Source organism: Leptospira limi (genome assembly GCF_026151395.1).
Lineage (GTDB): Bacteria > Spirochaetota > Leptospiria > Leptospirales > Leptospiraceae > Leptospira_A > Leptospira_A limi.
This window is the reverse complement of the sequence record NZ_JAMQPV010000001.1, coordinates 2,018,757-2,037,416: the sequence shown is the minus strand read 5'-3', so window position 1 is coordinate 2,037,416 and position 18,660 is coordinate 2,018,757. Positions and strand designations below refer to the sequence as shown.

At 40.1% G+C, this 18,660-nt stretch carries 13 protein-coding genes; 2 read left to right on the top strand and 11 right to left on the bottom strand.

The genetic code is table 11. The annotated features are described in order from the left end of the window. Positions 1-15: 15 nt before the first annotated feature. From ND812_RS09330 to rlmN, 5 genes are all read right to left on the bottom strand, one after another. Complete coding sequence (locus ND812_RS09330) at positions 16-3,141, bottom strand: TAT-variant-translocated molybdopterin oxidoreductase (protein ID WP_265375938.1); 3,126 nt, start codon at positions 3,139-3,141, stop codon at positions 16-18. 24 nt (positions 3,142-3,165) lie between these two features. Continuing rightward, entirely contained in the window at positions 3,166-3,678 is a 513-nt protein-coding gene (locus tag ND812_RS09325; protein ID WP_100726560.1) for a cytochrome c3 family protein, read from the bottom strand. Between the two features lie 335 nt (positions 3,679-4,013). Continuing rightward, positions 4,014-5,720, bottom strand: a complete 1,707-nt coding sequence (locus ND812_RS09320) for an ArnT family glycosyltransferase (RefSeq protein ID WP_265375229.1) — start codon at positions 5,718-5,720, stop codon at positions 4,014-4,016. Then, positions 5,717-6,004 (bottom strand): Cys-rich protein, encoded by a 288-nt coding sequence (locus ND812_RS09315; protein WP_108958254.1) that lies wholly within the window; start codon positions 6,002-6,004, stop codon positions 5,717-5,719. The genes ND812_RS09320 and ND812_RS09315 overlap by 4 nt, the downstream gene beginning before the upstream one ends. Further along, complete coding sequence (gene rlmN, locus ND812_RS09310; protein ID WP_100720605.1) at positions 5,988-7,049, bottom strand: 23S rRNA (adenine(2503)-C(2))-methyltransferase RlmN; 1,062 nt, start codon at positions 7,047-7,049, stop codon at positions 5,988-5,990. The genes ND812_RS09315 and rlmN overlap by 17 nt, the downstream gene beginning before the upstream one ends. A gap of 213 nt (positions 7,050-7,262) precedes the next feature. Between rlmN and ND812_RS09305 the strand changes: the two genes are divergently transcribed. After that, complete coding sequence (locus ND812_RS09305) at positions 7,263-8,582, top strand: sterol desaturase family protein (protein WP_265355309.1); 1,320 nt, start codon at positions 7,263-7,265, stop codon at positions 8,580-8,582. Here the strand turns inward: ND812_RS09305 and ND812_RS09300 are convergent. Next, entirely contained in the window at positions 8,566-10,560 is a 1,995-nt protein-coding gene (locus ND812_RS09300) for an LTA synthase family protein (RefSeq protein ID WP_265375228.1), read from the bottom strand. The two genes, ND812_RS09305 and ND812_RS09300, sit on opposite strands and share 17 nt — an antisense overlap. A 60-nt stretch (positions 10,561-10,620) precedes the next feature. Further along, positions 10,621-11,865 carry a PQQ-dependent sugar dehydrogenase gene (locus tag ND812_RS09295; protein ID WP_265375227.1) on the bottom strand — a complete coding sequence of 415 codons (1,245 nt, stop codon included), beginning with the start codon at positions 11,863-11,865 and terminating at the stop codon, positions 10,621-10,623. Between the two features lie 69 nt (positions 11,866-11,934). Between ND812_RS09295 and ND812_RS09290 the strand changes: the two genes are divergently transcribed. After that, positions 11,935-12,237, top strand: a complete 303-nt coding sequence (locus ND812_RS09290) for a transmembrane 220 family protein (RefSeq protein ID WP_265375226.1) — start codon at positions 11,935-11,937, stop codon at positions 12,235-12,237. A 16-nt stretch (positions 12,238-12,253) separates the two neighbouring features. Here the strand turns inward: ND812_RS09290 and sufB are convergent, their stop codons facing one another. The 4 genes from sufB to ND812_RS09270 form a co-directional block, all read right to left on the bottom strand. Continuing rightward, complete coding sequence (sufB, locus tag ND812_RS09285) at positions 12,254-13,648, bottom strand: Fe-S cluster assembly protein SufB (RefSeq protein WP_265375225.1); 1,395 nt, start codon at positions 13,646-13,648, stop codon at positions 12,254-12,256. 36 nt (positions 13,649-13,684) lie between these two features. Further along, the gene (locus ND812_RS09280) at positions 13,685-14,278 is read right to left on the bottom strand and encodes a peroxiredoxin (RefSeq protein WP_012388348.1); all 594 of its coding nucleotides are present in this window, start codon (positions 14,276-14,278) and stop codon (positions 13,685-13,687) included. A 35-nt stretch (positions 14,279-14,313) separates the two neighbouring features. After that, positions 14,314-15,822, bottom strand: a complete 1,509-nt coding sequence (locus tag ND812_RS09275; RefSeq protein ID WP_265375224.1) for an ATP-binding cassette domain-containing protein — start codon at positions 15,820-15,822, stop codon at positions 14,314-14,316. Between the two features lie 196 nt (positions 15,823-16,018). Continuing rightward, positions 16,019-18,541: a hypothetical protein gene (locus tag ND812_RS09270; RefSeq protein ID WP_265375223.1), complete on the bottom strand. Its 2,523-nt coding sequence runs from the start codon at positions 18,539-18,541 to the stop codon at positions 16,019-16,021. Positions 18,542-18,660: the final 119 nt, after the last annotated feature.

Genomic DNA, 18,660 nt, shown 5'->3' with positions numbered 1-18,660 from the left:
TTTGTGTTCTCCCTGTTAAACTTCGTTTCGAACTCGGGTCAAATAACTGACGGCAGGTCCGATGTTTAGGTATTCCAGAAGTTTGTAAGACCTAGGGTCTTTCAAGAGCTTCGCTACTTTTGATTCAGGATCATTTACGTTACCGAACACAATGGCACCAGATGCACATGTTTGTTCACAAGCGGCTTTCACTTCGCCATCTTTCAGAGTTCGTCCTTCGTTTTTCGCTGCGATTTTTTTCTCAGCAACACGAGACGCACAGAAGTTACATTTTTCCATGACACCACGTGAACGAACGGTTACATCTGGGTTAAGGCCTAAGTTTCTTGGAGGACGAGCCTTAAAGGTAGGCATTGACTCTCCGAGTAAGCTGTGTTCATTCCAATGTTCTAACCAGTTAAAACGACGCACTTTGTAAGGGCAGTTGTTCGAGCAGTAACGTGTTCCCACACAACGGTTGTAAACCATATCATTGGTTCCTTCCGAACTGTGAACAGTTGCAGCCACTGGACAAACTGTCTCACAAGGAGCGTTATCACAATGTTGGCACATGAGTGGTTGGTGTGCAATTTCGAGTGATTCTGGTTTTTCAGGATCACCGATGTAGTAACGGTCAATCCGAAGCCAATGCATCTCACGACCCATACGCACTTCATCACGACCTACCATTGGCACGTTGTTTTCGATGTTACATGCAACCACACAAGCACCACAACCAGAACAAGAAGTTAAATCAACTGCCATACCCCATTTGTATCCTGGGTATGCAAACTGACTTCCTGGTTGGTCAGAAGGAGCGTTTGCTCCTTGTGCTCTTTGTAGTTTTCCATCGATTAAGATTTTTGGAATCTCAGGCTCAGGAATTCCGGCACTTGGATTTTTAGTATAGTCTTGTAGTTTTGCGGAAATGATAAGAGGTCTCTCTTTCCATTCCACACCCATCATCACACCAGGGCTCATCATATGGTGGTCCTGAGTGGTAGCGAGTTTGTATTTTTTACCTGTTGGAGAAAGTGTGATAGATAAACCAGAGTAAACATAAGATCCGTTTACTTCTGTTGCAAGGATACTTGCATTTTTACCAACACCGTTTCCGATCTCGCCCACATTTGTTCTTCCGTATCCAAGAGCAATTCCCACTGCTTCTGGGTGAAGACCTGGTTGGACAAGAGCTGGAAGTTCAAAGGACTTTCCGTTTACAGTCACAGTCACTACATCATTGAGTTTGATTCCCGACGAACGAGAGTATTGTGGGCTGATAGCAACATAATTGTCCCAAGTCACTTTCGATACTGGATCTGGAAGTTCTTGGAGTTGGGAGTTGTTTGCTCTTTCTCCAGTTCCGATACCTGTGTTTTCATAGAGAGACACAGTCAAACCAGACTTAGATGCAGATAGAGGTGCGATGGTTCCACGGAAAGAACGACCACCCTTGTCTGCTTTTGGATTTCCAGAAACAAGAACACCTTTTCTGAGTAAGTCTTCCCAGTTGGTTTTTTTAGAATATTTTGATTTGAGGTATTCGTAAAGAGACTCGGATCCAAGTAACTTTCCACCTGCCCAACCAATGAGCATATCTTCAAATGCTTTGGATTGGAAAAGAGGTCGAATTGTTGGTTGTTGCACCGATACAATCCCTGTTACGGATTCGTTATCACCCCAAGACTCAAGGAAGTGTGATACAGGAGCAAGCCAGTTCGATGCAAGTGCTGTTTCATCCGCACGGTCAGAAACTTGAACCACTTGTGCTGCTTCATGAAGGAGTTTTTTCCACTCATCTCCATTTGGCGCTTCGTAAACTGGGTTCACACCGTAAAGAATGACCACACCAGCCTTTCTTTCTTTTAGGTCTTTTGCGAGGGATTTTAAGTTTTCAGAGTAGCCTGATTTTCCTTCTTTCAAAGGATTTCCAGCGTCGATGGTTTTGCCATCGTTACCGAGCATGCTGTTTAACATGTTCACAGCGATTTGTAAATCCACTGCATCTTCTGTTAATGTGTTCGAACCACCAGCAATGACTAGCGATTCACCTTTTGCGGAAGCAAGTGCTTTTGCAGTGCGAACCACAACTTCTTTGGAAATTCCAAGCTCAGAAGCAGTTGTCTCTACATTGATTCCAGACACGCCTGTTGCCCCACCCACTCCCAAATCAGAAAGTGCCTTTGCAATTACAAGAGCGAACTTTCTTTGGTCACCAGGTTTTAATGGAACTCTTTGGTCTGCATTCGAACCTGTCATAGACGGGTGAGTTTCTGCAGCGATAAATGAATTGAAAGACTTAGAATTTTTTTGTAAGTCTCTTCGTTTTGAAAAGTCATTGTGGTAGTTGACTTGGTTTAAGAAGTCACTATCAATAGAAAGGATCACTTTTGCTTTGTCAAAGTGGTAGTTTGGAAGAACTGCCTTTCCGTATGATTTTTCTTGAGCGATTGTAATGGCATCATCAGAAGAAGCAAACGCTACTTCTAAGTGTTTTCCACCACCAACAGAACGTAAAAACTCAGAAACAAATTCTTTTGTGGAAGGAGAAGTAAGTGGTTTTGTTACCACGACCGTCTTACCTTTGTTTGCTGCGAGTTTTTCTTTTACGTCTTTATCAAGAACAAACCAATCGCTCGACTTAGCAACACCATTCACAATTTGTTGTGGTTCTTTTGCTCTGTCTGCATCATAAAGATCAAAAATAGAAGCTTGTCCAGAAGCACATAAAGCACCTTCTGATATTGGATGGCTTGGATTTCCTTCAAGTTTTAAAGGACGACCATCTTTTGCTTTTACGAGTACCCCACAACCAACAGAACAACCACCACATACCGAAGCATAGTGGTAAGAGTGTCCATGTTTTACGAAGTCATATTGTTCTACTTCGTTGTTGTCTGGATTTTTAATGGTAAGGTTCACATAAGGAACAATTTTTTCAGCAGGTTTTTGGATACAACCTACAGTTGTCATCACAACTGATGCACCCATAAACTTAAGGAATGTTTTTCTATCAAAGTCACCTTTTTTGATTTTAGCAATCAAAGGGTCTGGTGATTTGTAGAACTCTTGTTTTTGGAGTTCTTTTTCGCGAGAGGTACCGCGAAGTTCGTAAGACTGCCAAAGTGACTTTTTTTCTTTTTGGAAACTATCGTCTTTCATCATAAATTATTACTTGTCTCCCGATTATCTGTGGCACGTAGAACAATCGTTAGGAGCATTGTTCTCTCTATGGCAATCGACACAAAATCCCATATTTAGGGACTTGGACTGTCTAACCTTTACCATCTCTGCCATGTTGCCATGACATGTGGAACAATCAACGCCGCGTTGCACGTGTCTTGAGTGGTTGAAGTATACGAAGTCTGGTTGGTCATGGACCTTCACCCAGGAAACTGGAGTGTTACTATCGTATTGTGCTTTGAGCCACTTAACATGTTCTTGGTTGCCCGCTACGTTACCTGCTCCATGGCAGTTCATACAAGTGGAACTTGGTGGAACTGTGGCATGGGCCGAGTTTTCAACGCCTGTATGGCAATACTTACAATCGATTTTGTTATCGCCTGCATGTATCTTGTGGTTGAAGGGGATGGGCTGGTCGGGTGAATAGCCCACATAACGGCTAGGTGAAAAAATCAAATATGCTAACGCAGCTATCGCAACGATAGGCACAGAGATCTTGAGTATTTTTATATTCATTCGCAGATTTCCTGAATCCGTTTACACTGTCTTCTGACAAGGAAAGGTAAAATCCGAAAAAAAGCAAGTATGTAAGGGTTTTGGTTGTGAAAAAACATTAAAAGAGACATAATCTGAAATTTTTTCTGAACTTTCGTAGTTGAAACTAAGTCTCAATAAATGACCTTAATACCACCAAACAAATGTTAGGAAATTTTAAATTCGAAAGTCTGAATGCTTACAGAATGAGGTTTCAAAGGGAAATACCGAATGCTTTGGTTGGTAGGGACAAAAAAAAAGGCCCTGATTTTGACATCGAAGGGCCCTAAAAACCAGACTTACACAATTTAGCCTAGTTATACTTTCGAGTTTTTAAATGATTTCCCCTGCATTTTTTTCACCCAAACCAAAGAAATTTTCTTTGTGACCAGGTTTCTTGTCTCTTTTTTGAGAAATGCGATCGTAGGTGTCGCCACTTTAAAGGATTCTTTTTCCATAATGAGAATGATTTGGTAGTCTTTACCTACCATCTCTTGCAATTGTGGTAATTTTTCAGATGGGAGTACGAGGAGTCGTTCCGATTTTTCAGCCCACAACCTGTCCAATTTATCCTTATCATAGATATTACGAAAATTTCGTTCGGCATAAAACCCATAGGATCGTTTCGAATTGGACATCCAAAAGGTATAAAGGACAGGCTCATTTGGTTCTAATTCTTTTATCTTCGCTCCAAATTCCCTGGAAGGTTGGTAACTGGTTAAGAGCGGATAAAACTGTAAACTAATCGCACAAAAAAACAAAGTGGCTCCCACAAGTGTCAGTAGGATTTCCAAAGGAATGAGTTGTGCGGAAAGTAAAATGAAAAGGATCCCAATCGCACCGAATACATAATACAAAATCCCAACATCGGATACAAATACAGGGAAGAGAAAATACCCTACCAAATACACAATCCCTGCAATGAGAAACGAGGGACGTAACCTTGTCACATTGGATTGAAACAAACTCTCTTCCATGATTTTCCCAAAGTACAAAGCTGCACCCGGTAATACCCAATAGGTATATTGTGGCAGAGGGTATCTGGAAAAGGAGATGAGGAACAGAAAGAGAAACACCCAAAATGGAATTACAAAGTCCACTTCTTTGTATTCATTGGCACGGATCTTACGTAGGATCTCTTTCCATCCCAATGTTTTGGTATATTGGTAAGAATGGAAAATCAGGTAAATGACCATCGGCAAAAGCCCACTAAAGAAAGCCCATGAAAAGGATTTATAAAAATAAAATGGATCAAACTTCACATCATACATCTCGCGATAAAAACGGCCAAAAGATTGGATCCATAAAAAGAATACAGGCCCGTATGAATTGAAATTTTTGAATAAGAAAAAACACCAAAGTGCTGGAAGTGATGCCAATACAAAAATGCCAGTGGGGATTCTCATCGAGAGTAAAAGTTTCCAATCCCTTCGGAATAAAATATCCCCACCAATCGAAATGGCAGGGATGACAACGGAGATGGGACCTTTTGTGATAAATCCCATCGACATCATAAGATACATCAGATAAAAATAATTTGGATTTTGTTTTTTACCCAAATAATAAAAATGATAAGTGAACACAAGATAAGCTGTTAGATACACATCGATTTTGGGATCCACTACCATCGCATATACACCAGGTGTTAATAGATATGCAATGGACGCTAGGTAACCTTGCCTCTCCTTTCCACCAGATAGTATGGTGATTCGGTAAATCGAATATACGGAGAGTAAACTTAGAAAAATCGCTGGGATACGAAAGGCGATGTTATTAATACCAAAGAAAAAAAACGAAGTGGCAATGGTCCAAAACGTAAGGATGGGTTTATCCAAATACCTTCTTCCATTATCGATGAGTGTGAAAAAATCATTCGATAGGACAAGTTCACGACTGATGCCTGCATACTGTGCACTATCGATATCAATTACATCCAGTGGTAGAGTAAACAAAATCGGCAATGATGCCATCAGTAATAAAATGCGATAAAAGATGCGTTCCGAAGGAGTCAGTGATTCTTTCATTCAAACGTTCCTATTTGAACTAAACATTGGCCGAATCCTTTACAAGAATTTGGCTCTTGGTCAAAACACTGGAGGATATCACTATTATGAGTGGTACATCCGTCCATACATTGGATCCTACCTGTGCGTTTTACATCAGGTGCCAAAGTGAGTTTGAGTTCCTCTTCTGTACAAGTGACAAATTTTTCACATGCTAATTGGCATTTTTGTTCCACTATGTCTTGGCAATTGGAACCAAACAAAACCAAACATAAAACCAATATCCATTTACTTTGTTGTTTCACTTCGAATTCCTTTGAGAGCTAACATCCCACAGGCACCATTGATGTCCCTTCCAGGACTACGGCGATTGAGGATAGGAGCTGTCGTTTTAGCTTTGAGATGCATTACAAATTCTTTGACTTCATCATCGGTTGGTCTACGCCATCCCGTAAAATCTGTGTTTAATGGAATCACATTGATTTTACATTTGTTCACTGACCTTGCAATTTTTGCCAGTCGTTCCGCATTGTCACGGCCCATGTTCACATCTGGGATCATCACGTATTCAAATGTGATGGCACGGTCGAGTTCCTTTGTGAAACGTTTTGCTGAATCAATGAGTTTTTCCAATGGGTGTTTGTCGTTTACATCCATCACAGAAGAACGTGCATTAGGATTAGGATGGTTCAGTGAAATTGCAAAATTAAAAGGTTCTTTGTTCTCGATGAAACGATTGATCCCGGTTGTCACACCAGCGGTTGAGATGGTGATGCGAAGGGCACCAAGTCCAAAGGCATCTTGGTCGCGTAAGATATGGGCAGCTTTCATCACACTAAAATAATTGTGCATGGGCTCCCCCATTCCCATAAACACGATGTTTGTGGCACGGTCTCCTACGAGGCGCTCCACTTGCAGGACTTGGTCTAGGATCTGCCAAGTGTGTAAATTACCTTTGTATTCCAAAAGGCCAGTGGCACAAAATTTACAATTGAGGGTACACCCAATTTGGGAAGAAATACAAATGGTTTTACGACCACCGTCACCTGAAGGGATCCAAACTGCTTCAATCTCTTTGTTTTCGCCAACGTAAAATGTAAACTTACGTGTCCCATCATCTTTGGAAACCAGGTCACGGCCAATTTCAATTTCGGGATAGGATGTATGTTGTTTTAACTTTTCCCTAACTTCTTTCGAGAGGGTTGTAAATTGGTCGATCGTCGTATAACGACTCTTATAAATTCCAGTATAAATCTGTGCTGCTCGGTATTTTTCAAGACCTAAGGAAACACAGATCTCTTCTAGTTCTTTTTTGGTTTTCCCTTTGAGAACCGGTATTTCCTCTTTCATTGTGTAGGTCCTTTCACCATTAGCCAATCTTTTCTTTGCCACCTTACGGGACAAGAAATTACACTCTTTCTAAAAGTCTTACTCCAAAAAGCCCTGTAGAACAAGTCTAAATTCACAGAATCGTCCCAAAGTCGGTAGTTTCTTGGAAAGAAATGGACATTGACTTAGTGGACATGATTCAAAAGCCTAGTCGTTAGTGAGGAAAATACACGCATGAATAGCGATGCCTTTATGGAATACGCCTTTATCGTCATGGTCGCACTGATCGGGATTGAAATTTTTGTTTCTTATATGAAGGGCAAACAGTTTTACCGATTGAATGTTCTTATAGCGGATGTTAGCACAGGTGTGATCTTTGCACTTGTTGGGGTTGTCATCCTACTTGGGGCTTTATATGTTTACGACATCATTGAAAAGAATTACTCTTTATCTGCTCTCGGTTATCATTTTTTCCCATTGGCAAGCCCTTTCCAATTTTCACCTAGTTTTGTTGTGAATTGGCATGCACTCGGTGCCTGGACATTTTCAGTTGTTTTGGCTGATTTTATCTATTACTGGTTTCACAGACATTGCCATGAAATTAACCTCTTTTGGGCAACTCATGTCACCCACCATTCGACACAAGAAATGAACCTATCGGTTGCTTTCCGTGGAAATGGATTACAACGAATTTTTGAATACATGTATTTCCTCGTGATGGCTCTACTTGGTATCCCATGGGCAATGTTTTTACTGAGCCATAGAATTCTAAAAGTGTACCAATTTGTGGTGCACACTCGTTTCATAGGCAAGTTAGGATTTTTAGAAGAGTTTATGGTGACTCCATCGAACCACAGAGTCCACCACGGAACACAAAGAAAATACCTAGATCGTAACCATGGTGGAATCTTTATCATTTGGGACCGTATGTTTGGTTCCTTTGAATGGGAAACCGACGAACCCATTTACGGTTTAACAAAACCAGTAAACTCATTTAATCCAATCACAGTCAACTTACACGTGTTTAAGGATATGTTCTTTCAAATCTTCAAATGTAAGTCGATTGGAGATGTGTTTAAAACCATTTTCGGACCTCCCGGCTGGAAACCAACTTACTTACAAACACCAGATGATGTCTTTAAAGAACCTGCTTATACAGAAAAATATGATCCAAAACCACCAATGGGTGTGATGGTCTATGTAGCGTTACAAGCGGCAGTTCTTATGGCTGTGGGACTTGTGATTTGGAAAGTAGCAAAAATCAATTTAGAACAAGATATGACTATGCTTGGTATTTTATCCGCTGTCATTATCTTTAGTTTGTTTTCGATTGATCGTACGATGGAGATGAAACGTTGGTCAAGAAGGACGGAAGTGGTGCGAAATGTATTATTTATCTTTGCGTTTGTTCTCACACTACTTTACTCCAACATTCCAAACATCGCGATGTTTGCAATCCCTCTCATTGGCCTTTCGCTTGTGTCCTTATTATGGATCATCATCAAACGAAAGACATTCTTTGATTTGAGTAATATTTCTAATACTTGGTATTAGATTTTATTGATTGTAAGACGGATTCCGAAGGGAACAATTTGTTCGACTTTAGGAGTTCGTCTCCCATATTCAAATAGGCTTTTGTTTTCTCCGCATGTTTGCTACAGAGATTTATGTCTTTGTAACAAAGTCCTAAATCCACAAATGGTTCTTTGATGGTTTTTGTTTCCCCTTGTCCACCTGATACCGATTGGTAGTATAAAAAATCATCCTCAATCCAACCGAAGATATTTCCATATGCAAAATAAGCAGAGGACCCTTTTACCTTCCGTAAATCTCGGCCCATCACACTGAAATAAACCTCTCTTTCCATAAAACCAAGGATGGTTGGGATTACATCGAGTTGTGAGGTGATGTCTTCCCTTAACTCTGGTTTGATTTTCCCAGGAGCATAAATCAGGAGAGGGACATTTCGATCTTCATAATAATTGAGGAACCGATGGTGGCTATGATCGGATACAAAAAAGAAAACTGTATCTTTAAAATAAGGAGCTTTTTTTGCCTTCTCCATGTATTCAGCAAGTGCAAAGTCAGCGTAGTGTAGAACATTTAAGTATTCGCTATCTTGTGTGTCTTTTCCAAACAAACGGTATTTTTCATCAGGGACTTTGTATGGGTAATGAGTTGTACCTGTATGGATTACGGAAACGATAGGTTTTTCCGGACTCACATTTAACAGACGTTTGTGCATTGCGTCTAGTGATGCTTCGTCTAAATAACTCCAAGGCCCTGTTTTGTATTCTGGATTTTTTTCTAACTCTTGTTTTCCAACCAGTGTATCAAATCCCCAATGGTACATGATACTACCCTTGTTATTAAAACTTAAATCAGTTCCTGTTACAAAAAGAGTTTGGTACCCAATGGTTTTGGCAATGTTCCCTAGGCCTGAAAACCTGTTTAGGATTTGTGGAGTTCTCACGGCAGTGAGACCTGGCCTGTCGGGGATTCCTCCCATCAGTGCCATGAGTCCATTTGTCGTTCGTCCTCCGCTTGCAAAAAAATACTTAAAGAACATCCCTTGGCGGATAAGTTGGTTGAAGTAAGGTGTGACTACTTTTCCTTCCACCTTTCCTGATCCAATGATGTCAATGAACTTTCCAGTCCAACCTTCGAGAACGATGACAACAATATGTGGGAGAGGTTTTTTAGAAGTGAAGTTTGTTTTGCGAAGGAGAGGATACTCTTCCGAAACAAACTCCGCTCCAGGATACGAAACTTCTTTTCTAACAATGGTCGTTGCATCCGATAATTTCATCGCATGCCGATCATCTACCTTAGTCATCTTGAGATCCGTGATGACTGTAAATCCTGGGTTTAAAACCAAATCATTGGTAATTGTTTCTTTTGTGATGATGGCATCACTTGTCCGAAGTGGACTTGTTTGGATACCACCCCTAATGCCAAGAACAAGTAATGCTAACACAATTAGGAATTGTAGACCAGCCCATTTGTAATGGATGTTCACATGTGAGTAAGGAAATTTGGATTGGATTTTATAAATCCCAAATCCAATTGCAAAAATGATGAGTAATCCAAGTAAAAACAAAAATGGATTTTGGGAAAAAGCAGATCCCACAAGTGGTAACATCTCAAAACCCAAATAAGCAAAAGCTTCATACCCCAAATGTTTGTTTCCATTTTCATAATAAATCAAATCGGCGATCAGTAAAAAGAGAAGTAAGATAATAAAAACAACAGGTATTGTCCGCCAAACTGCTCGATACCAACGATTCCGATTTAGAAAATGAAATGTGGAATAAACAAGACTAAATCCAAGTAACACACATAATACGGAAATGTCAAAACGTGCACCTTTTGCAAATGCCTTCAGAATGATCCAAAATGATTTATCATTCATCCGATAGGAATACATCAGAAAAAAAGCGACGCGGTAAATGGTTAAAAATACAATTCCGAGTCCAGCAAGTAACAGGTGGAAACGGATATAAAAAGGGACATGGGTTAACAATTTTTTCATAGAGGAATCAACTTATAAAATTTAAACAATCAAATGGATTTTTTGATCCATAGCCGAAGGTTACGGTTTCCCCAATTTGTAAATGATACCAGATTGGTAATCAGCCACAAAAATTTCGCCATCGCTGTCTTTGCCAAAGGTTGGGATGAGTAGATTCCACTTTCCAAGTGCGATGGTTTCTGTGATTTTTTGGTTGGTTCCAGGTTTAGGCACATCAATTGCCCAAATTTTTCCTTGGATAAAATCACCAAAAACATATTTTCCCTTTAACTCAGGGATAGAAGAACCTGTATACACATACCCACCAGTAATGGATTGGCCTTCTTCACGGCCATATTCATAAAATGGAAGTTGGTACAAAGAAGGATTACATCCATCTGTAAAACAATGGAACCCTTCGGTTTGGTTCCATCCATAATTTTTACCCGCAAGGATGATATCCACTTCTTCAAACGCATCTTGTCCTACATCAGCTGCAATCAAACGACCGTCAGGTGAAAAACTCATCTTCCAAGGGTTACGAATCCCATAGGCAAAAATTTCAGGTAAGTAACCAGGTTTTCCAACAAAAGGATTGTCTTTGGGAATGGAATATGGTTTTTTCCCTTCTACATCTGGCGCAGGAGAAATGCGTAAGATAGAACCAAGTAATGTGTTTGGATTTTGTCCGTTGTTTTTGGGATCAGCCCTCCATCCTCCATCACCAAGACCAATGTATAAATACCCATCAGGACCAAAGCCGATTTGGCCTCCATTATGGTTTGGATATGGTTGTTCGACTTGCAATAACACACGTTCGTTTTTTAGAACCATGGATTCATATGAATTGGGATTTTCCACTACCCATTCGGCAATCACAGTCATATCTTTACCTGCAGAAGAGATAACGGTATGTGAATACAACTTTGGTTCTTTCGGATAATTGGGGTGGAATGTTAAACCAAGAAGACCTTCTTCACTATCCGTGATGACAGGAAATTTATGTAACACTCGTTTGTTTTTTTTATCTCTGTCAAAAAGAATGAGGTCCCCTGCTTTTTCCAAAATAAACATAAACGGACTTTCTGAAGGCGGAAACTGAATGTCGGTTGGTTCTTTGACCTTTACCACTTCCGTTAGTGAAATTGTTAGTTGTTTGCGGAGAGCATCAGGTCCAATAAAGATTGGTTTGGATCCTAAAACTTTGCCGTCTGTTTCATATTTCTTATTGAATGTTTTTAATATCTTTCTGCCTAAATCATCACATGCAAGAGAAGATAGGGATACGGTAAAAAAGGACAAGGTTAATAAGATTTGGATTTTCATACGAGGGTTCTCCATTTAGGATAATTCGCTTGGATTTGTATCCGCAATCAAAAAACTTTGGAAACTGTGATGAAACTATTTTCCCTAATTTGTATTCCTATTTTCTTTTTATTTGCCTATTTGCAATTGAACGATCCAGATCCATATTTATGGTTTCCACTCTATGCAATCGTAGGAATCCTTGCTACTGTTCGTTTTTTCAGGCGATTGCCTAAATGGATTGGAACCGTTCTCATTCCACTGTATCTGGTTTTGTCAGTGTTTTATATGATAGAGGCACCCTATTTGGGAATGGAAGTGGAAGAAGTGAGAGAAAGCCTTGGCCTACTCATCGCAAGTGTAAGCCTCTGGGTTCTGATTTTAAAACGATAAACCTAGTTTTGTTTTTTTATGTTTCGGAGATGACTTTTCCGTCTTCCAGGATCATTCGAATGAGTTTTGTCATCTCAACCGAATATTCCACATCTAAGTGTTTGGTGACCCCTTCACAAAATCCATTGATGATGAGTAGTTTTGCATCGTCTTCTGACATTCCGCGAGACTGAAGGTAAAACAATTGGTCATCGTCAATTTTGGAAACAGTCGCTTCGTAGTTTAAAGTTCCCTCTTCTCCTGACACATCATTATAAGGATATGCATGGGACTGGGAACGGTTGTCCATCATAAGACCATCACATTTGATATGACTGTAGGAACCTTTACTCGATGGCTCAAACTTCACTAGACCTCGGTAAGAATTGATCCCACCGTCAAGGGCTACCCCTTTTGCTAAAATATTAGACCTTGTGTTTTTACCCACATGGATGATCCGAGCACCCGTATCTTGCACTTGGCCATTGCCCGCAAATGCTAAGGAAAGTACATCCCCAGTGGAATGATCGCCTTGTAAAATGATCCCTGGGTATTTGATAGTATTGGCACCAATATTACAATCAGTCCAAGTGATATGAGCTGCTTCTTCGCATAACCCACGTTTCACTGTCCAATTGTACATATTCTTTTTCCAGTTTTGGATGGTAGTATAAAAAATTTTAGAATTTTTTTTGGCAACCAGTTCCACAACAGCAGTGTGGAAATTTGTACCCTTATCTTGGACAGAAGTACAACCTTCGCTGTATTCCAAATGAGCCCCTTCATCAGCAATGAGAAGTGTTCTTTCGTATTGTCCAGAACTAGCGGCCGTTACCTTAAAGTATGCTTGGAGTGGCATAGGGGTTTTCACTCCTTTTGGAATGTAAGCAAACGACCCACCACTAAAAACAGCTGAGTTGAGTGCAGAAAATTTATTATCACCGATCGTGACAACCGTTCCCAAATACTCACGCACGAGTTCCGGATATTCGCGGATAGCAGTGTCGATGTCACAGAAAATGATGCCTAAATCCGTGAGTTCTTTTTTCACATTGGCATAAATGGTTTCGGAATCGTTCATGGTTTCGATTCCTGCTAAGTATTTTCGTTCGTGTTCAGGGATTCCTAGTTTTTCAAAACTACGTAAAATTTCAGGATCCACTTCATCCCAAGATTTTTTCTTTTTTTGGTTGGAACCTACATAATGTACATAGTCATCAATGTTGATTTGGAACTGTGGGATAAAACCCCAAGCAGGCATTGGTTTTTGTTCATACACCTCAAAGGCTTTTAAACGAAACTCACGTAACCAACTCGGTTCATTTTTGATATGGGAGATGGATTCTACAACCTTTCGTGTCAAACCCTTCGGAAAATTATCAGCCTGGTAAAATTCGACATTCGGTTTTTCGGTATTTGTTGTAGATTCCATTGGTTCTCCCATTCTCTCTTTTTAGAGAAAGTACAATTAATTGACGGAAGCGAAGTAAGCTTTTGATCCTGTAGGATCCGCTTTCATCGTTTTTTTCCCTTCATCCCAGTTTGCAGGACAAACTTCACCATGTTTTTCCACAAATTGGAACGCTTTGATGAGTCTGAGTGCTTCTTCAATGTTACGTCCTACTGGAAGGTCGTTAACAGTTGCTTGGCGGATAATACCTTGTGGGTCGATGATGAAAGTTCCGCGTAACGCAACTCCTGCATCAGGACCTGACTCAATGAGAACACCAAAAGACTTTGCAATTTCTTTTGTTTTGTCTGCGATGAGTGGGTATTTAATCTCTCCAATACCACCTTCTTTTTTAGGCGTTTTTTTCCAAGCTAAGTGTGAAAATTCGCTATCAACAGATACTCCCAAAACTTCAGCTCCGATCTTTTTAAAATCTTCGAGTTTTGCATCGTATTCAATGATCTCTGTTGGACATACGAAAGTAAAATCAAGTGGATAGAAAAATAGAACCACCCATTTCCCTTTGTAATCGGATAATTTGATTTCTTTGAAACTGTCCCCGATCACTGCGGTTGCTTTAAAATCAGGGGCATGTGATGTCACTTGTGGCATAATGTCACTCCTTAGAATTATTCTAAGTACAGTCCTTAGATTCTGTCTAGATGTTTTTCATGGAGCCTGAAGTTTTCCAAAACCCACTCTCTCGTTGTCACTGTTTCCACAAATCGCCTATCATGGCTCACCACAAGGAGAGCCTTTGGGAAACGTCCTAATGATACCTCCAAGGCTTCTACCGATTTTAGATCCAAATGATTGGTTGGTTCGTCTAAGAGCATCACTTCAAAACTCTCATCCAGGTGGAGAGACAGATACAGTTTTTTACCTTCTCCGGGACTCAATGACTCTGACTCGGCAAATCGTATTGGATCACTGCCTAATCGGTGGAGAGCTGAAAGAACTTTTGCTCTTTTTATGTCCGAGAGGTTTTGGAACTCGTTGTACAATTGGGATACCTCTTCATTTGAAAATTCTTGTGGGAGATAAAACGTACTGATCCCTTTTTTCTGCATGTGATTTGCCAGGTACTTAAGTAAGGTTGATTTCCCAGCACCGTTTTTCCCGGTGATGGAAACCCGATCATGGGATTGGATGTCCAAATTTTTTTCTAATCTCAATTGCAAAAATCCTAAATCCAAAGTATCACCATCTAACAAGTATAAGTGATTCCTTTTGGATGGGTCAGGCAACCACTCGATCCCGATTGTTTCTTTTTCGGGAAGGGTTTTCCCAATTTCCTTCTCTCGTTTTTGAGAATGTTCTGTTCTTGTTTCAATTTGGTTTTTGAGTCGGCCTGCTTGGCCATCTTTACCAGACACTCGAGCCAAATTGATTTTGTGGCGTGCATCGTGGTCATGAAGGTCTAACCCTTTTTTTGAACGGTGGATGTGGGATAGTTTTGCCAACTCTCTCCTTCGTTTTAATTCAGCATCGAGTTTTTTCCTTTCCTGTTTTGCAATTTCCCAATCATGGATCCTCTCTCCTTTTTCCCGATCCATTTCAATTTTGCCCATAGAATAATTTCCATTCCTTTGGCTCACAAAGTTTTTCTCGAGGAAAACACAAGAGTTGACGACACCATCTAACAAGTCTCTGTCGTGGCTAATCAGAATCCCAATTCCATTGTAAAACAAAATCGTATCACGAATGAGATTGGCGCTGTAAGAATCTAAATGATTTGTGGGTTCATCTAAAACCAAAACACCTGTTTGTTTTGACAAAACCATTGCAAGTAACAGTCTTCGTTTTTCACCAAAACTGAGAGATGGATAGGTTTCTATCGATTCGATCGTAACCTGCAATCGATTTTTCCAATAACCAAATTCGTGATTTGTATCTGATAAAAATTCTTGGAGTGTATCTGCAGGAATCTCTGTACCTTGGGAAAGCAACGTAACAGACTCGTTTCCAAGGACAATCCCCTTCTCTGTTTCAATTTCACCGCAAATGATTTTTGCTAACGTGGATTTTCCACTTCCATTTTTCCCAACAAGTCCCGTCCATCCCTTCGTAAAATGAAGGTTCAGGTTTTGGAACAGTGGTTCCGATTGAGATTCGAATTGGAATGTAAGGTTGTGAACGGAAAGAAAACTAGACATAGAACAAACTCCCATTGTTTCCAAGTGGAAATCGGTAAGTATGCCTTGTCCTAAAAGCTAAGGAAAAGTGTGGATTGGTTTTTAAATTTACTTACCGATTGTATGTTTGGATTCTCATCGGAGTGTACCTTGCCTGCGTTTGTTAGACTAAAAAAAACAAAGCTAAGTTGTCAAACAAATACATTTGAAAATGAGATCAGTTTCCTTTTGCCATTAGGAATTTTTCCATAAACTCTGTGATGTCTCGAATGTTTCGGTTGATCATCTTACGAAGTTCAGGTGGTATGTTTTGGGATTTGATCACACGGTAATAATTGAGAGCATTTTTTAACATCTTCCGACGGGCAAACTCTTGGGCTTTCATGAGCATCGGTTTGTATTTATAATACGAATATTCCATAATAGAATAATTCTTTGATAATCGGAATGCATGTGGGATTTTTCCAAAATCATAAGTCAGAGTTAAAAACGGTGCATCATCTGCTTCTGGTGGTTTTAATTCTAAAACCCCATGGATGATTTTTTCAGGTTCATCCTCGGTGGCTTTTTCAGCCATCTCTTCAAGAGGCATTGGAGATTCTTCTTCCGCAATCTCTCCCAAATCGCCATCGACAATTTCAATATCAGGACCATCTACATCATCAAAGGAAGGACCTTCTGTTTCACCAGCTTCTTCTTTTCGTTTACGATCCCTAAAAACTTCATCGGCATCAGGTAATCCGATTTTAATATCATCTGCGACGAGTGGTCTATTTGTGAGTTCCACTTGGATGGGCATATCCGTTTCAATGATCGTTTCCGACTTATGTTTGTTAGGATCAACTGCCTCTGGTAGTTCTACTTTTGAAGAAATTAATTCGTCAGTTTGTGGATCAACAGGATCAGGGAGTTCCAGTTCCTTACGTAAAGAATCTGTTGTATCTTGGAACCAATTTGGTTCCTCATCAGTTTGTTTCTTCTCATCTGGATGGAAGAGAGGTTCTTTTTCATCCCTTCGAAGGTCATTTGGATCTGGCAATCCAATGGGTTCTAAGTCCCATGACTCAGGTAATTTTAAATTTGGTTGTTCGGGAAAGTATGGTTTTAATAAATCATTGAGGGATGCTTCTTCCCCTTTTGCTTCAAATTCTTTTGCTTTTTTTTCAAGTTTTTGAAGTGCTTGGTTTTTTAAGAATTCTTCTCTTTCTTTAAAGCGATCACGTTTACGCCGATCTTCACCAGACCTTCTATCTTTTCTGCCAACGATATTGGTTCTTCGGTCTGCATTTTTCCTTCGTTCATCACCAGACCTTCTATCGACAAGAGGTAAATCTTTAAACTGTTTCCAATCATTTGAAAAAAATGTATCTTCTGGTAAATCAAGTTCTGATACATCTTTTTTAGAAATTTGCTCCGCTAACTCCTGCAAGTCGAAAGGTTTTCTTTCCTCTTCCGGTTTTTGTTTGTTTTCCGGTGGAACAAAAAATGGACCTACAATTCCAGAACCTGCTGGTGCCATAGAAATACCAGATGGAGAAGATGTTAATCCTCCAGCAGTCAAACCTTGGTTTAGTGATTGTAATAATTGGTCTTGGTTTTGAACAAGTTTTGGATCAATGACTCCAGGAGATTGTGGACTTGATTGCAAAAATTGATACACAATGGGATGAACCAATTGGTTTCCACCTTCAACCGTTTGGTTGATTTGTGGACCACTTGGAGGTTGCGGATCACTTTTTCCTTTTGGGAGTGGAGGTGGAGGAAATTCTCCCAAATTTTGTGGAGATTGTGGAGGTTGAGAAACATTTGGTTCTCTTTGCAAATTAGGGAAGTTAGGTGGTGGTGCATTTTGTGCAAATTGAATGGCACGAGCAATTGATTCGGCAAATAATTCGGATACTTCTTTTAAGGCATGCACCAAATCACTTAAATCTTTGTCTGATTTCTCTAAATTCCCTTGTGGTTTTGGTTTGGGTTTTTTCGCAGAATCCTTGTCTTGGGGTTTGCCATCTTTCCCAGTTTCTCCAGATCCTTTCGCTGGATTGTCTTCTAAAAATTCTTCTAAATCCTGAATGTTTTTTTTGATTTTTTCTTTGATGTCAGCATCGGGGATACGATTGCCAGTCCTTTCAAAGATCTCAATTGCTTCCTCAACTTGTTCCGCTTCGACAAGTGCTTCTGCATTGAGTAGTGGCCTACGATGGAAACTATACTTCGAATTTTTAGAGATGATGTCATCTGCTGAGAAACTAATCTCGGGACTTTCTCGTCTGGGCCTAGAAGGTGAATCATCAACATCGGGATTTTCTTCGCCAAAGTCACCTAACGGAAGATCACTTAGTGATTTCGGTGGCTTTTGTTTTTCTCGTTTCCGTTTTTGTGATTTTTGATTTTCATCACCACCTAAACTTGGTTCGTCGTTATCATCTTCAAAGTTAGGTAGGTCTGATAGTTTTTCGGATAATGATTTTGGTTTTGCATTTGGACTTTTGGTATCTGTCTGGAAACCAAGTTCCTCACCCCTATTTTGTTTGTTCCCTTTCTCTCGGGAAGACCGCCCGCCACCTTTTTTAGGAGCTTGTGGCTCATCAGTTTCATCACCTTGCTTCTGTTTGAGTCTACGTTTTTGCCTGGGACTCAGTGACGCACCGGACTCACCTCTCCCTTCACGACGAGAGATCTCATCGAGATCGGCGCCAGCACCAGAGAGACCGAGTAACATCATAAGGGTTGTTAACATATAAGGGTTCTACTCTTTATTTTCGAGGTTTAGAGAGCCGTAACTTAAGAAATTTACAAAGAATATTGCATTTCCAAGTATTTTACGAGGCTTTTTAAGCCAAACTGACCGCAAGTTCT

Coding starts and splice junctions, on each gene's coding strand:
- ND812_RS09330 (WP_265375938.1), bottom strand. CDS start 3,141: ATGAAAGACGATAGTTTCCAAAAAGAAAAAAAGTCACTTTGGCAGTCT.
- ND812_RS09325 (WP_100726560.1), bottom strand. CDS start 3,678: ATGAATATAAAAATACTCAAGATCTCTGTGCCTATCGTTGCGATAGCT.
- ND812_RS09320 (WP_265375229.1), bottom strand. CDS start 5,720: ATGAAAGAATCACTGACTCCTTCGGAACGCATCTTTTATCGCATTTTA.
- rlmN (WP_100720605.1), bottom strand. CDS start 7,049: ATGAAAGAGGAAATACCGGTTCTCAAAGGGAAAACCAAAAAAGAACTA.
- ND812_RS09305 (WP_265355309.1), top strand. CDS start 7,263: ATGAATAGCGATGCCTTTATGGAATACGCCTTTATCGTCATGGTCGCA.
- ND812_RS09300 (WP_265375228.1), bottom strand. CDS start 10,560: ATGAAAAAATTGTTAACCCATGTCCCTTTTTATATCCGTTTCCACCTG.
- ND812_RS09295 (WP_265375227.1), bottom strand. CDS start 11,865: ATGAAAATCCAAATCTTATTAACCTTGTCCTTTTTTACCGTATCCCTA.
- ND812_RS09290 (WP_265375226.1), top strand. CDS start 11,935: ATGAAACTATTTTCCCTAATTTGTATTCCTATTTTCTTTTTATTTGCC.
- sufB (WP_265375225.1), bottom strand. CDS start 13,648: ATGGAATCTACAACAAATACCGAAAAACCGAATGTCGAATTTTACCAG.
- ND812_RS09280 (WP_012388348.1), bottom strand. CDS start 14,278: ATGCCACAAGTGACATCACATGCCCCTGATTTTAAAGCAACCGCAGTG.
- ND812_RS09275 (WP_265375224.1), bottom strand. CDS start 15,822: ATGTCTAGTTTTCTTTCCGTTCACAACCTTACATTCCAATTCGAATCT.
- ND812_RS09270 (WP_265375223.1), bottom strand. CDS start 18,541: ATGTTAACAACCCTTATGATGTTACTCGGTCTCTCTGGTGCTGGCGCC.